Source organism: Pseudomonas sp. B21128, from assembly GCF_044218865.1.
In the GTDB taxonomy this organism is placed as follows: domain Bacteria; phylum Pseudomonadota; class Gammaproteobacteria; order Pseudomonadales; family Pseudomonadaceae; genus Aquipseudomonas; species Aquipseudomonas iridis.
In genome coordinates, this window is record NZ_CP162590.1 from 2,881,832 (window position 1) to 2,895,224 (window position 13,393).

The 13,393-nt window shown below is 59.8% G+C and carries 11 protein-coding genes, 1 tRNA gene and 1 riboswitch; of the genes, 11 read left to right on the top strand and 1 reads right to left on the bottom strand.

What is annotated here, in order from left to right; translation table 11 throughout:
* Window positions 1–80: 80 nt before the first annotated feature.
* The 6 genes from aruF to astE all read left to right on the top strand — a co-directional run bounded on the left by aruF (window position 81) and on the right by astE (window position 6,528).
* A complete protein-coding gene (aruF, locus tag AB4P91_RS12755; protein WP_150592947.1) occupies window positions 81–1,100 on the top strand; it encodes an arginine/ornithine succinyltransferase subunit alpha in 1,020 nt (339 codons plus the stop codon).
* Window positions 1,101–1,152: 52 nt separating this feature from the next.
* Complete coding sequence (astA, locus tag AB4P91_RS12760) at window positions 1,153–2,178, top strand: arginine N-succinyltransferase (RefSeq protein WP_150592948.1); 1,026 nt, start codon at window positions 1,153–1,155, stop codon at window positions 2,176–2,178.
* Entirely contained in the window at window positions 2,175–3,644 is a 1,470-nt protein-coding gene (gene astD / locus AB4P91_RS12765; RefSeq protein WP_191627810.1) for a succinylglutamate-semialdehyde dehydrogenase, read from the top strand. The genes astA and astD overlap by 4 nt, the downstream gene beginning before the upstream one ends.
* A 166-nt stretch (window positions 3,645–3,810) precedes the next feature.
* The gene (gene astB, locus AB4P91_RS12770; protein WP_395604901.1) at window positions 3,811–5,157 is read left to right on the top strand and encodes an N-succinylarginine dihydrolase; all 1,347 of its coding nucleotides are present in this window, start codon (window positions 3,811–3,813) and stop codon (window positions 5,155–5,157) included.
* Window positions 5,158–5,214: 57 nt separating this feature from the next.
* On the top strand, window positions 5,215–5,505 hold the full coding sequence (locus AB4P91_RS12775; protein ID WP_064119940.1) for a hypothetical protein: 291 nt from the start codon (window positions 5,215–5,217) through the stop codon (window positions 5,503–5,505).
* A 12-nt stretch (window positions 5,506–5,517) separates the two neighbouring features.
* Window positions 5,518–6,528: a succinylglutamate desuccinylase gene (gene astE, locus AB4P91_RS12780; RefSeq protein ID WP_150592951.1), complete on the top strand. Its 1,011-nt coding sequence runs from the start codon at window positions 5,518–5,520 to the stop codon at window positions 6,526–6,528.
* Window positions 6,529–6,686: 158 nt separating this feature from the next.
* On the opposite strand, the gene AB4P91_RS12785 is transcribed toward astE, so the two are convergent.
* On the bottom strand, window positions 6,687–7,196 hold the full coding sequence (locus AB4P91_RS12785) for a 6,7-dimethyl-8-ribityllumazine synthase (protein ID WP_150592952.1): 510 nt from the start codon (window positions 7,194–7,196) through the stop codon (window positions 6,687–6,689).
* 103 nt (window positions 7,197–7,299) lie between these two features.
* Window positions 7,300–7,472: riboswitch (FMN riboswitch) on the bottom strand.
* A 276-nt stretch (window positions 7,473–7,748) separates the two neighbouring features.
* Here AB4P91_RS12785 and ltaE point away from each other — a divergent pair.
* From ltaE to AB4P91_RS12810, 5 genes are all read left to right on the top strand, one after another.
* On the top strand, window positions 7,749–8,753 hold the full coding sequence (gene ltaE, locus AB4P91_RS12790; RefSeq protein ID WP_395604902.1) for a low-specificity L-threonine aldolase: 1,005 nt from the start codon (window positions 7,749–7,751) through the stop codon (window positions 8,751–8,753).
* 146 nt (window positions 8,754–8,899) lie between these two features.
* Window positions 8,900–11,518: an alanine--tRNA ligase gene (gene alaS, locus AB4P91_RS12795; protein ID WP_150592954.1), complete on the top strand. Its 2,619-nt coding sequence runs from the start codon at window positions 8,900–8,902 to the stop codon at window positions 11,516–11,518.
* 90 nt (window positions 11,519–11,608) lie between these two features.
* Entirely contained in the window at window positions 11,609–12,850 is a 1,242-nt protein-coding gene (locus AB4P91_RS12800; protein WP_042560536.1) for an aspartate kinase, read from the top strand.
* Between the two features lie 187 nt (window positions 12,851–13,037).
* Entirely contained in the window at window positions 13,038–13,226 is a 189-nt protein-coding gene (csrA, locus tag AB4P91_RS12805) for a carbon storage regulator CsrA (RefSeq protein WP_002554426.1), read from the top strand.
* 62 nt (window positions 13,227–13,288) lie between these two features.
* Window positions 13,289–13,379, top strand: a tRNA-Ser gene (locus tag AB4P91_RS12810).
* Window positions 13,380–13,393: the final 14 nt, after the last annotated feature.

Genomic DNA, 13,393 nt, shown 5'->3' on the forward strand with positions numbered 1-13,393 from the left:
TACACCGCTTTCGCGAGCAAGCTCGCTCCCACAGTGTCCGGTGTTTTTTTTGTGAATTTATAAGAGAAAGGAGTGACACCATGCTGGTGATGCGCCCCGCGCAAATGGCTGATCTGGGCGAGGTACAGCGTCTGGCTGCGGACAGCCCGATTGGTGTCACTTCCTTGCCGGATGACGTGGAACGTCTGAGCGACAAGATCGCGGCGAGCGAAGCCTCGTTCGCCGCCGAAGTGAGCTTCAACGGTGAAGAGAGCTATTTCTTTGTCCTCGAAGATTCCGCGACAGGCAAACTGGTTGGCTGCTCGGCCATTGTTGCTTCGGCCGGATATTCGGAGCCGTTCTACAGCTTTCGCAACGAGACCTTCGTCCACGCTTCCCGCGAGCTGAAGATCCACAACAAGATCCACGTGCTTTCGCAGTGCCACGACCTGACCGGCAACAGCTTGCTGACCAGTTTTTACGTGCAGCGCGAGTTGGTCGGTTCACCGTGGTCGGAGCTCAACTCCCGTGGTCGCTTGCTGTTCGTCGCCAGCCACCCGGAGCGTTTCGCTGATTCGGTGGTGACCGAGATCGTCGGTTACAGCGACGAGAATGGCGACTCGCCGTTCTGGGATGCCATCGGTCGCAACTTCTTCGACCTCAACTACGCTGCGGCTGAACGCCTCTGTGGCCTGAAAAGCCGTACGTTTCTCGCCGAACTGATGCCGCATTACCCGATCTACGTGCCGCTGCTGCCGGATTCCGCCCAAGAGGCGATGGGCCAGGTGCACCCGCGTGCGCAGATCACCTTCGACATCCTGATGCGCGAAGGCTTCGAGACCGATCACTACATCGACATCTTCGACGGTGGCCCGACCCTGCATGCGCGCGTTTCGGGGATCCGTTCGATCGCCCAGAGCCGCGTCGTGCCGGTAAAGATCGGCGAGCCGGTCAAAGGTGCCGGGCGTCAGTATCTGGTGGCCAACGCACAGCTGCAGGATTACCGCGCCGTGTTGCTCGAGCTGGATTACGCGCCGGGCAAACCGGTGACTCTGGATCTGGAAGCGGCCGAAGCCCTGGGCGTCGGTGAAGGTGCCAGCGTGCGCCTGGTGGCGGTTTAACGCCTTAGCGAGTTTTACGGGTGGCCGCAGGCGGCCCGTTTGAGGAGATAGCATGATTGTTCGTCCCGTACGCAGCAGCGATTTATCCGCGCTGATCGACCTGGCCCGCAGCACCGGCACCGGCCTGACCACGTTGCCGGCCAACGAAGAGCGCCTGACCCACCGGGTTGGCTGGGCCGAGAAGACCTTTCGCGGCGAAGCCGGCCGTGGCGATGCGGACTACCTGTTCGTGCTCGAAGACGACGACGGTCGCGTGGTGGGGATTTCCGCCATTGCCGGCGCGGTCGGTCTGCGTGAGCCTTGGTACAACTTCCGTGTCGGCCTGACCGTCAGCGCTTCGCAAGAGCTGAACATCTATCGCGAGATTCCGACGCTGTTCCTGGCCAACGACCTGACCGGCAATTCCGAGCTGTGCTCGCTGTTCCTGCACGCCGATTACCGCAACGGCCTCAACGGTCGCATGCTGTCCAAGGCGCGGATGCTGTTCATCGCCGAGTTTCCGGAACTGTTCGGCAACAAGATCATTGCCGAGATGCGCGGCGTGTCCGATGAAGCTGGCCGTTCGCCGTTCTGGGAAAGCCTGGGGCGTCACTTCTTCAAGATGGAATTCAGCCAGGCCGATTACCTCACTGGTGTCGGCAACAAGGCATTCATTGCTGAACTGATGCCGAAATTCCCGCTGTACACCTGCTTCCTGTCGGAAGACGCGCGCAGCGTGATCGGCCAGGTTCACCCGGACACCGAACCGGCGCTGGCGATGCTCAAGAGCGAAGGCTTCAGCTATCAGGGTTACGTCGACATCTTCGACGCCGGCCCGGGGATTGAATGCGAGACTGGCAAGATCCGCGCGGTGCGTGACAGCGAAGCGTTGGTGCTGGCCATTGGTACGCCGGGCGATGACGCTACGCCGTTCATCATCCATAACCGCAAACGCGAAGATTGCCGCATCACTGCCGCGCCGGCCCGTTTGGCTGCCGGCACGCTGGTGGTCGATTCGCAGACTGCCAAACGTCTTCAACTTAACGCAGGCGACCAGGTTCGCGCCGTGGCGTTGTCCGCTGCTCGGGAGTCGAAATAATGAATTCGCTATACATCGCAGGTGAGTGGCTGGCCGGCCAGGGCGAAGCCTTTCAATCGCTGAACCCGGTGACCCAGCAAGTGCTGTGGTCGGGGGAGGGCGCTACTGCCGCTCAGGTTGAGTCGGCGGTGCAGGCTGCACGTCAGGCGTTTCCGGAGTGGGCGCGTCGTTCGCTGGAAGAGCGCATCAGCGTTCTTGAAGCCTTTGCCGCCGCGCTGAAAAACCACGCTGACGAACTGGCTCGCACCATTGGTGAGGAGACCGGCAAACCGTTGTGGGAAGCCGCGACCGAAGTCACCAGCATGGTCAACAAGATCGCGATCTCGGTGCAGAGCTACCGCGAACGCACAGGCGAGAAGAGCGGCCCATTGGGCGACGCCACCGCTGTATTGCGCCACAAGCCGCACGGCGTGGTGGCGGTGTTCGGCCCCTACAACTTCCCCGGTCACTTGCCGAACGGTCACATCGTGCCGGCGCTGCTGGCCGGTAACAGCGTGCTGTTCAAGCCAAGCGAATTGACGCCGAAAGTCGCCGAGCTGACGGTCAAGTGCTGGATCGAAGCGGGCCTGCCCGCCGGCGTGTTGAACCTGCTGCAAGGCGCTCGCGAAACCGGCATCGCGCTGGCCGCGAATGCCGGTATCGACGGTCTGTTCTTCACCGGCTCCAGCCGCACAGGCAATCATCTGCACCAGCAATTTGCCGGTCGTCCGGACAAGATTCTGGCTCTGGAAATGGGTGGCAACAATCCGCTGGTGGTCGATCAGGTTGCTGATCTGGATGCGGCGGTTTACACGATCATTCAGTCGGCGTTCATTTCTGCCGGCCAGCGCTGCACCTGCGCCCGTCGTCTGCTGGTGCCGCAAGGCGCGTGGGGCGACAGCCTGCTCAAGCGTCTGGTTGAAGTGAGCGCGTCCATTGAAGTCGGTGCGTTCGATCAACAACCCGCGCCTTTCATGGGTTCGGTGATTTCCTTGGGCGCTGCAAAAGCGCTGATGGATGCTCAAGAACATTTGCTGGCCAACGGTGCCGTATCGCTGCTGCCAATGACTCAGCCGCAAACGCAAGCCGCACTGCTGACGCCGGGCATTGTTGATGTGACCGCGGTTGCCGAGCGTCCGGACGAAGAACTGTTCGGCCCGTTGCTGCAAGTGATTCGTTACACCGATTTCGCAGCGGCAATCAGCGAAGCAAACGACACCGCCTATGGCTTGGCCGCCGGTTTGTTGTCGGATTCTGAAGATCGCTACCAGCAATTCTGGCTGGAAAGCCGCGCCGGTATCGTCAACTGGAACAAGCAACTGACGGGGGCTGCGAGCAGCGCACCGTTCGGCGGTGTGGGTGCCTCTGGCAACCATCGCGCCAGCGCCTACTACGCAGCGGATTATTGCGCGTACCCGGTGGCGTCGCTGGAAACGCCGAGCCTGGTGATGCCTGCGACGTTGACCCCCGGCGTGAAAATGGTGTGATGCCTATCGCTGGCAAGCCAGCTCCCACAGGGATTGAGTCGTCCACAAAATCTGTGAACACCGCCAATCCTGTAGGAGCTGGCTTGCCAGCGATGGCCGCGACGCGGTCGCACTGAACAGTTAGTTACTGAAGCCTATAACAACAGATTCTCGTGGAGCCTCGCTGATGAAATCCTATGAAGTCAATTTTGACGGTCTAGTGGGGCCGACTCATAACTACGGCGGTCTGTCCTACGGCAACGTCGCGTCCCAGAGCAACAGCCAGCAATCCTCGAACCCGAAGGAAGCCGCGCTGCAAGGCCTGGCAAAAATGAAAGCGCTGATGGAAATGGGCTTTCAGCAAGGCGTACTCGCACCGCAGGAACGTCCGGACGTGGCCGCACTGCGCCGTCTGGGTTTCAGCGGCACCGACGCTCAAGTGATCGAGCGTGCCGCCAAAGAAGCGATGCCGCTGCTGGTTGCCAGTTGCTCGGCATCGAGCATGTGGGTGGCCAACGCCGCCACCGTCAGCCCGAGCGCCGACACCGCTGACGGTCGTGTGCATTTCACCGCCGCCAACCTCAACTGCAAATATCACCGCAGCATCGAGCACCCGACCACCAGCCGCGTACTCGGCGCGATGTTCGCCAATCAGCAGCACTTCGCCCATCACGCGGCGCTGCCGGCAGTGGCGCAGTTCGGTGACGAAGGCGCAGCCAACCACACGCGTTTCTGCCGTGAATACGGTGAAGCCGGTGTCGAGTTTTTCGTGTTCGGTCGCAGTGCCTTCGACAACCGCTACCCGGCGCCGCAGAAGTACCCGGCGCGCCAGACTCTGGAAGCGTCGCAAGCTGTTGCGCGTTTGCACGGTCTGCGTGACGAAGGCGTGGTGTACGCGCAGCAGAATCCTGGCGTGATCGATCAGGGCGTTTTCCATAACGACGTGATCGCGGTGGGTAACGGCGAAGCGCTGTTCTATCACGAGGACGCGTTCCTCGACACCGAGCAGATGCTGGCCGAGTTGCAAGGCAAACTCGCCAGGGTCGGCAGCAATTTCCAGTCGATCTGTGTGCCGCGTTCGGCGGTCACCGTGGATGACGCGGTGCGTTCGTACCTGTTCAACAGTCAGCTGCTGTCGCGTCCTGATGGCTCGATGCTGTTGATCGTGCCGCAAGAGTGCCAGGCCAACGAGCGCGTGTGGAACTACCTGCAAGGCCTGACCAGCTCCGGCGGCCTGATCCGCGAAGTGAAGGTGTTCGACCTCAAGCAGAGCATGCAGAACGGCGGTGGCCCGGCGTGCCTGCGACTGCGCGTCGCGCTCAACGAAACCGAACTGGCGGCGGTCAACCCAGGGGTTATCATGACGGCCCCGTTGTACGGTTCGTTGACCGCATGGGTTGAAAAGCACTACCGCGACCGCCTGAGCGAAACCGATCTGGCGGACCCGCAATTGCTGCTTGAATGCCGGACGGCACTGGATGAACTGACGCAAATCCTTAAACTGGGCGCGGTTTATCCATTCCAGATCAATTGATGGCTGGCGCGTCGCCTGAACGCGGCGCGCGGCTTGTCTTCACAAGAGAGTAAAAACATGAGCGATTCCCTGCAGCTGATCCTTGAAGACACCGACGGCACGCAACTGGAAACTTCCTGCACCCGCGTCGCGGTCCTGTGGCAAGGCAAAGAGCTGTGGATCCAGCAGGACGGCCGCGGCCAGCTGTTGATCGGCGTAGACGTTGAAGAAGGCGATGCCGAGTACGCCAACCTGCTGTTGCGCCCATTGGCGACTAATCTGGTAAGTCTGCAACTGGAAATGGAACCGGCCGACGTCGGCGACGACGAAGATCACGTGCACGGCCCGGATTGCAACCACGACCACTAAGGAAACCGCTCTATGCTCGCTCTCGGCAAACTGCTTGAACTGACCCTCGCCGGCCGCGAACCGGCGGAGAAGACTCAACTGACTGTCGAAGGCGTGCGCATGCGCTGGTTGAGCGAGGGCGCGCTGGAAGTCCGGCCTCCCGAAGCTCGCGACAATGGCCTGGATCTGCTGCTCTCGGCGGGCATCCATGGCAACGAAACAGCGCCGATCGAGTTACTTGATCGGCTGCTGCACGACATCGCTCGCGGCGATCTAAAGCCGCGCGCACGCATTCTGTTCCTGTTCGGCAACCCCGAGGCGATTCGCAAAGGCGAGCGCTTTATCGAACAGGACGTCAATCGACTGTTCAACGGCCGTCACGAGCAAAGCAGTGGCAGCGAAGCGCTGCGTGCCTGTGAGCTGGAGCGGTTGGCGGCGGTTTTCTTCAGCCAGCCGGATCGCCAGCGTTTGCACTACGACCTGCACACGGCGATTCGTGGCTCGAAGATCGAGCAGTTCGCCTTGTATCCGTGGAAGGAAGGTCGCCAGCATTCACGTCTCGAGCTGGCGCGTCTGCGCGCGGCCGGGATGGAGGCGGTGTTGCTGCAAAACAAGCCATCGATCGTGTTCAGCTCGTACACCTACGACAAGCTCGGCGCCGAGGCCTTCACGCTGGAACTGGGCAAGGCGCGGCCGTTCGGGCAGAACGACGGGGTCAACGTATCGTTGCTGGAAACGCGTCTGAAGCAGATTATCGAAGGCAACGAACCGGAGCAGACCACGCAAGAATTGGACGGTTTGCAGTTGTTTAGCGTGTCGCGGGAAATCATCAAGCACAGCGATGCGTTCCGCCTGAACCTGCCGGCGGACATTGAAAACTTTTCGGAGCTGGAAGTGGGTTATGTATTGGCCGAAGACCTGGCCAATACCCGCTGGATCATCGAAGAGCCGGGCGCGCGGATCATCTTCCCCAATCCCAAGGTCAAGAACGGCTTGCGCGCTGGCATCCTGATCGTCCCGGCCACTGACGAAAACCTCGCCTGACTCGATCTTGGAGCTGACACAAAAAACTGTGGGAGGGAGCTTGCTCGCGAATGCAATCTGTCATTGCAACATCTCTGTTGGCTGTCAGACCGCTTTCGCGAGCAAGCTCCCTCCCACAGTGGTGTTGAGTGAGATCAGATATCTCACTCATCAGCGGATCAGACCGCCAGAGCGCGCGGCTCGCTACGGCGCAGCGCACGAATCTTTTGCAGCGTATCCGCACACGTCTTCGCCGCTTCCTGACCCTTGTGCACAAAGTGCTCGAAGAAGAATTTCTGATGTTCTTCGCCGGCATGGAAGTGGTGCGGGGTGAGTGACACCGAGAACACCGGCACTTCGGTTTCCAGCTGAACCTGCATCAAGCCGCTGACGACCGATTGGGCGACGAACTCGTGACGATAGATCCCGCCGTCCACCACCAGGGCTGCTGCAACGATACCGGCATAGCGACCGGTTTTGGCCAGCAGCTTGGCGTGCAGGGGCATTTCAAAGGCACCGCCGACTTCAAAGAAGTCGATGTCCGATTCCTGATACCCCTGGGCAAGCATTTCGGTGACAAAACCTTTACGGCTCTGATCAACGATTTCCTTGTGCCAGCAGGCCTGGATGAACGCGACGCGCTCGCCGTGAGGGTGTTTGCTTTTGCTGTCAATAGCGGTGGGTTGCATGTTCTGACTCCTGTTTGTGTGAAAAACAGGGCGTTATGAATCGAAAGGGATTCAAGGGTGCGCACGCTGGCACGAATGCACGCGGACGGCCCTCTGGCGTTAATCCCGTTCTCTCTTCATCCGGACTATGACCGTCGGCCCCGGGATCACACCGGGTCTGCTGACCTTGCCGTCGACCACTGGTCAAAACCGTGTTCGTCGCCAAGCGCTCGCGGGCTATGCGCATTGCGCGCAATTACCGCCGGTGGGGAATTGCACCCCGCCCTGAGAACGTTTTTTGCCGCCCCTTTTGGGCGACGCAGCGTTTTTAACACATATTTTCCAGCCCTGCACAGAACCTGCGGGAGCGAGCTTGCTCGCGAAAGCGGTTTAACATTCAACGCGGATGCTGACTGCTAATCCGCTATCGCGAGCAAGCTCGCTCCCACATGGGGTGTGCCTTCTCAAGGAGTCAGGTGCCTTTTCCTTGTCCAGGGCTTGATTAATCGCCGCGATGACCGCAGTAATTCACCCTCGTAAAGGGATTTCCCCTGCTGACTTGAGGCCAGGTTCATGAGCGTTATCGATCTTCGCAGCGACACCGTCACCCAACCGACCCCCGCCATGCTCGACGCGATGACCGCGGCAGACACCGGTGACGACGTTTATGGCGAAGATCCGACGGTCAATCGTCTGGAAGCGGAACTGGCAAAACGGCTGGGTTTCGCTGCCGCGTTGTTTGTGCCGACGGGCACCATGAGCAACCTGCTCGGGTTGATGGCGCATTGCGAGCGCGGTGACGAGTACATCGTCGGCCAACAGGCGCACACCTATAAGTACGAGGGCGGCGGCGCGGCAGTGCTCGGTTCGATTCAGCCGCAGCCGCTGGAAGTTCAGGCTGACGGTTCGCTGGATCTTGCGCAGGTCGCGGCGGCGATCAAGCCTGATGACTTCCACTTCGCCCGGACCCGGCTGCTGGCGCTGGAAAACACCATGCAAGGTAAAGTGTTGCCGCTGGAGTATCTGGCCCGCGCGCGTAAATTCACTCAGGACAACGGTCTGCAACTGCACCTGGACGGCGCGCGGCTGTATAACGCGGCGGTCAAATTGGGCGTTGATGCCCGGGAAATCACCCAGCACTTCGACTCGGTGTCGGTGTGCCTGTCCAAAGGCCTGGGCGCGCCGGTGGGCTCGGTGTTGTGCGGTTCGGTCGAGTTGATCGGCAAGGCTCGGCGCCTGCGCAAAATGGTCGGCGGCGGCATGCGTCAGGCCGGATTGCTGGCGGCCGCGGGGCTGTATGCGCTGGATCACAACGTCGAGCGTTTGGCCGAGGATCACGCCAACGCGCAATTTCTCGCCGAAGGCGTGCGTAGCGCCGGTTTCAGCGTCGAGCAGGTGCAGACCAATATGGTTTATGTGCAGATGGGCGACAACGCTGAAGCGTTCAAGGCATTTGCCGCCGAGCGCGGGATCAAATTGAGCGCCGCGGCACGTCTGCGGATGGTCACGCACATGGACGTCAGTCACTCGCAAATCGAACGAGTGATCGCGACATTCGTCGAGTTTTCACGCAAGTGACAGCGTTACCCGTCCAATTGACCGTTTCTATCGTATAAACACGCTGTACCCCGCGCGCAGGGCCGATATAATGCGGCCCTTTGCCGTCGCTTCGTCTGTTGACGTTTCGAACAGGCCTTTGGCCGCAGCCTCCGTGGAAGAACCTAATGAAAAGCGCAGAAATCCGTGAAGCCTTCCTTCGCTTCTTCGAAGAGCAAGGCCACACCCGTGTAGCCTCCAGCTCTTTGATTCCGGGCAACGACCCAACCCTGCTGTTCACTAACGCGGGGATGAACCAGTTCAAGGACTGCTTCCTGGGCCAGGAAAAACGTGCGTACACCCGTGCAACCAGCAGCCAGAAATGCGTGCGTGCCGGTGGCAAGAACAGCGACCTGGAAAACGTCGGTTATACCGCTCGTCACCACACGTTCTTCGAAATGCTCGGCAACTTCAGCTTCGGTGACTATTTCAAGAAAGACGCGATCACTTACGCGTGGACCTTCCTGACCGGCGTTCTGCAACTGCCGAAGGAAAAACTTTGGGTCACCGTGTACGCCTCGGACGACGAAGCGTATGACATCTGGACCCAGCAAATTGGTGTGCCGGTCGAGCGCATGATCCGCATCGGCGACAACAAGGGCGCGCCTTACGCATCCGACAACTTCTGGACCATGGGTGATACCGGCCCATGCGGCCCTTGCACCGAGATTTTCTACGATCACGGCGACCACATCTGGGGCGGCCCTCCGGGTTCGCCGGAAGAAGACGGCGACCGTTACATCGAGATCTGGAACAACGTGTTCATGCAGTTCAACCGCACCGCCGATGGCGTGTTGCATCCGTTGCCAGCGCCGTCGGTCGATACCGGCATGGGCCTGGAGCGGATCAGTGCGGTGATGCAGCACGTCAATTCCAACTATGACATTGACCTGTTCAAGAACCTGCTGAAAGCTTCGGCTGAAGCGATCGGCTGCGAAAATGGCGATCAGTCTTCGCTGAAAGTTGTTTCCGACCACATCCGTTCGTGCGGTTTCCTGATTGCCGACGGCGTGCTGCCGTCCAACGAAGGTCGCGGCTACGTGCTGCGCCGGATCATCCGTCGCGCCTGCCGTCACGGCAACAAACTGGGCGCCACCGGCAGCTTCTTCTACAAGATCGTCGCGGCGCTGGTTGCCGAAATGGGCGAAGCGTTCCCGGAACTGAAGAAGCAGCAGAGCAACATCGAGCGCGTGCTCAAGGCCGAAGAAGAGCAGTTCTCCAAGACTCTGGAGCACGGCCTGAAGATTCTCGAACAGGATCTGCTGGAACTCAAAGGCACCGTCGTGCCGGGCGACGTGGTGTTCAAGCTCTACGACACCTACGGTTTTCCGATGGACCTGACCGCGGACATCGCCCGCGAGCGCAGCCTGACCGTCGACGAAGCCGGTTTCGAGCGTGAGATGGAAGCTCAGCGTGTGCGTGCGCGTTCGGCCAGCTCGTTCGGCCTGGACTACAACACGTTGGTTAAAGTTGACGTGGCCACCGAGTTCACCGGCTACGCTGCCACCAGCGGTTCGGCCAAAATCGTTGCCATCTATAAAGAAGGCCAGTCGGTCGACGTTCTCAGTGAAGGCGAGGAGGGCGTGATCGTTCTCAACCAGACGCCTTTCTACGCCGAATCCGGTGGCCAGATCGGCGACTGCGGCTTCCTTCAGGCCGGCAACGCACGTTTCGATGTGCGCGACACCACCAAGACTGGCGGCGCGTTCCTGCACCACGGCGTGTTGGCGTCGGGCAGCCTGACCATCGGCGCGCCGGTTGAAACCCACGTTGATGCCGAAGTGCGTCACGCCACGGCGCTCAACCACTCGGCGACGCACTTGCTGCACGCCGCATTGCGTCAGGTGCTGGGCGAACACGTTCAACAGAAAGGCTCCTTGGTCGACAGTCAGCGCCTGCGCTTCGACTTCAGCCACTTTGAAGCGATCAAGCCTGAGCAAATAAAGGCACTGGAAGACATCGTCAACGCCGAGATTCGCAAGAACTCCGCGGTTGAAACCGAAGAAACCGACATCGAAACCGCCAAGAACAAAGGCGCGATGGCGCTGTTCGGCGAGAAGTACGGCGACAACGTGCGCGTGCTGAGCATGGGCGGGGCTTTCTCCGTCGAGCTGTGTGGCGGTATCCACGCCAACCGTACCGGCGACATCGGCCTGCTGAAAATCATCAGCGAAGGCGGTGTGGCATCGGGCGTGCGTCGTATCGAGGCCGTCACCGGTGCAGCCGCACTGGCCTACTTGAACGCGGCGGAAGAACAACTCAAGGAAGCGGCCAGCCTGGTCAAGGGCAGCCGTGACAACCTGATCGACAAGCTGTCGGCTGTGCTGGAACGCAACCGTCTGCTGGAAAAGCAACTCGAGCAGTTGCAGGCCAAGGCTGCCAGCGCTGCGGGCGACGATCTGTCGGCTTCGGCACTGGATGTCAAAGGCGTGAAGGTATTGGCCGTGCGTCTCGACGGTCAGGACGCCAAGGCGCTGCTGGCGCTGGTCGATCAGCTGAAAAACAAACTCGGCCGCGCAGTGATCCTGCTCGGCAGTGTCCATGAGGAAAAGGTCGTTCTGGTTGCAGGCGTAACCAAGGACCTGACTGGCCAACTCAAAGCCGGTGATTTGATGAAACAGGCTGCTGCGGCAGTGGGCGGGAAGGGCGGTGGTCGTCCGGACATGGCGCAGGGCGGCGGTGTCGACGCCGGCGCGCTGGATGGCGCACTGGCGCTGACCGTCCCATTCGTCGAGCAGGGTTTATAAGACGGCCCGCCGGGCCCGCAGTCTAGTGGCGGGTCCGGTGGCTGTTCGAGAAATTATTGGGCGCCCTTCATGGGCTGAGGCGGCTTTGAAATGGCTTTGATCGTACAGAAATTTGGAGGCACCTCGGTCGGTACTGTCGAGAGAATCGAGCAGGTCGCCGACAAGGTTAAGAAGTTCCGTGATGCCGGCGATGACCTGGTGGTTGTGCTGTCTGCAATGAGCGGCGAAACCAACCGTCTGATCGATCTGGCCAAGCAAATCAGTGGTGACGGTCAACCGGTTCCGCGTGAGTTGGACGTGATTGTCTCCACCGGTGAGCAGGTGACGATTGCCCTGTTGGCCATGGCGCTGATCAAGCGCGGTGTGCCGGCGGTGTCGTACACCGGTAATCAGGTGCGGATCCTGACCGACAGTGCACACAATAAAGCGCGTATCTTGCAGATTGATGACCAGAAGATTCGCGGTGATCTGAAGGCAGGCCGCGTTGTGGTTGTCGCCGGATTCCAGGGTGTCGACGAGCACGGCAATATCACCACGCTGGGGCGTGGCGGTTCGGACACCACCGGTGTGGCATTGGCTGCAGCGCTGAAAGCCGATGAATGCCAGATCTACACCGATGTCGATGGTGTTTACACCACCGATCCGCGCGTCGTGCCGGTCGCTCAGCGCCTGGACAAGATCACCTTCGAAGAGATGCTGGAAATGGCCAGCCTCGGTTCCAAGGTGTTGCAGATCCGTGCGGTGGAATTCGCCGGCAAGTACAACGTACCGCTGCGCGTACTGCACAGCTTCAAAGAGGGTCCGGGCACCCTCATTACTATTGATGAAGAGGAAACCATGGAACAGCCGATCATTTCCGGCATCGCTTTCAATCGCGATGAAGCCAAGCTGACCATCCGTGGCGTGCCAGACACCCCGGGTGTGGCGTTCAAGATTCTCGGCCCGATCAGTGCCGCGAACATCGAAGTCGACATGATTGTGCAGAACGTTGCGCACGATAACACCACCGACTTCACCTTCACCGTGCACCGCAATGACTTCCAGGCCGCACAGACCGTGCTGGAAAACACCGCTCGCGAGATCGGTGCTCGCGAAGTGGTTGGCGACATCAAGATTGCCAAGGTCTCGATCGTCGGCGTCGGCATGCGTTCCCACGCAGGTGTGGCCAGCCGCATGTTCGAATCGCTGGCGAAAGAAAGCATCAACATCCAGATGATCTCGACGTCGGAAATCAAGGTTTCCGTGGTCATTGAAGAGAAGTACCTGGAACTGGCCGTGCGCGCCCTGCACACGGCTTTCGAACTGGATGCTCCGGCCCGCCAGGGCGAGTAATTCCGCTTCTTGAAGGGCGCGGTCTGACCGCGCCCTTTATTTTTTGAATGGCGCGAGCCCTGATCTGTTCTTTTGCTCGCGCTGGTCAATACTCAGGCATGTAGGGCTACGATCGCTCTGGTTGTAGGTCGGGTGCCTTTTTTTTGCAGACTGTTGTCCCTGAACTGAATTGCGTAAGGAGAAAGGTATGCTGATTCTGACTCGTCGGTGCGCAGAAAGCCTGATTATCGGTGATGGCGAAATCACCGTGACCGTGCTCGGCGTTAAAGGAAATCAAGTGCGTATCGGCGTCAACGCCCCGAAAGAGGTTGCCGTGCACCGTGAAGAAATTTACCTGCGTATAAAGAAAGAGAAGGACGAAGAACCAAGCCATTAATTTTTATCGATTTTTATGTTTGCAAACGGGGAAGAAGCTGGTTAATATACGCCCCGTGTTGCGGAGAGCTGGCCGAGTGGCCGAAGGCGCTCCCCTGCTAAGGGAGTACACCTCAAAAGGGTGTCGGGGGTTCGAATCCCCCGTTCTCCGCCATTATTTGCTTAGTA